Raw genomic sequence first — 1318 nt, 5'->3', positions numbered from 1 at the left:
GGGACTGTCCTGAATTTTGTGCTCTGGCGTGGTAACTGCTCTATAAGGAGACCCACGTATGAGCATCGACAAAAAGCTATTAGACCAACTGATGGAAGGCCGGTCCTCTGGCGACCTATTCGGCAAGGAGGGCATTCTTGCCGAGTTGACCAAAGCATTGGCAGAACGCGCTTTAACAGCTGAGATGGAGGAACATCTTGGGGCAGAGCGCGAAGAAGGTGTCGCGGAAGGCCAGAACCATCCGCCCAATCGTCGTAATGGCAGCAGCCAGAAGACTGTGACTACCGACAGTGGGAAGGTCATCCTGGACATTCCGCGCGACCGCAACGGCACCTTTGATCCGCTGTTGATAGCCAAGTATCAGCGTCGTTTTCCCGAGTTCGACCGCAAGATCGTCAGCATGTATGCACGCGGAATGACGACCCGTGAGATCCAAGGGCACATTGAGGAGATTTACGGCTTTGAGGCATCACCCAGCTTGATATCGGTGATCACTGAGGCTGTGATGGACGAGGTCACCGCCTGGCAGAGCCGGCCACTGGAACCCTGCTATCCCGTGGTGTTCATGGACGCGATCCGCGTCAACATCCGCAGTGATGGAGCGGTCTCGAACAAAGCGGTCTTCGTGGCCTTGGCGATCCGTCCAGACGGCACCCGGGACGTTCTGGGGCTGTGGTTCCAGGCCAACGAGGGTGCCAAATTTTGGGCAAAGGTTCTGAATGATCTACGCCACAGGGGCGTTCAGGACATTCTGATTGCCGTGGTCGACGGTCTCAAAGGCTTCCCTCAGGCCATTGAGGCAGCTTTCCCGGAAGCCCAGGTTCAGACGTGCATCGTTCATTTGCTGCGCCACTCTATGAGCTTCGCCAGCTACAAGGACCGCAAGGCCGTGGCGACAGCCCTGAAGGCGGTCTACACCGCCTTGGACGTCGAAGCAGCAGAGGCTGCGCTGGCCGAGTTCGAGGAGAGTGATCTGGCCAAGCGCTATCCGGCCATTGCACCGAGCTGGCGCAGAGCCTGGAACGAGGTGATCCCGTTTCTCGACTACCCGCCCGAAGTGCGCCGATTGATTTACACAACGAATGCCATAGAAGCCTTGAACTCAAAAATCCGGCGTGCGGTGCGAACCCGAGGCCACTTCCCGAGCGATGAGGCGGCAGCAAAGTTGATCTACTTGGCGCTCAATGCTACTTCCGCCGAGTGGAAGCGATCTGTGCGTGAATGGCACCGCGTTAAAAGCCAACTCGCCATCATGTTCGAAGAACGCTTTCCCATGGCGTAACTAAAGACGTCAGGGCACAAAATTACGCACACTCCC

The 1318-nt window shown here is 57.1% G+C and carries 1 protein-coding gene; it reads left to right on the top strand.

Going from position 1 to position 1318, the window contains the following annotated elements; all coding sequences use genetic code 11:
- Positions 1–58 precede the first annotated feature (58 nt).
- The gene (locus tag HKX24_RS17580) at positions 59–1282 is read left to right on the top strand and encodes an IS256 family transposase (protein WP_271692382.1); all 1224 of its coding nucleotides are present in this window, start codon (positions 59–61) and stop codon (positions 1280–1282) included.
- The last annotated feature ends 36 nt before the right edge of the window (positions 1283–1318 follow it).

The organism is Sulfitobacter sp. M85 (genome assembly GCF_029285915.1).
GTDB lineage: Bacteria > Pseudomonadota > Alphaproteobacteria > Rhodobacterales > Rhodobacteraceae > Sulfitobacter > Sulfitobacter faviae.
This window is presented reverse-complemented; position numbering and strand designations above follow the sequence as displayed.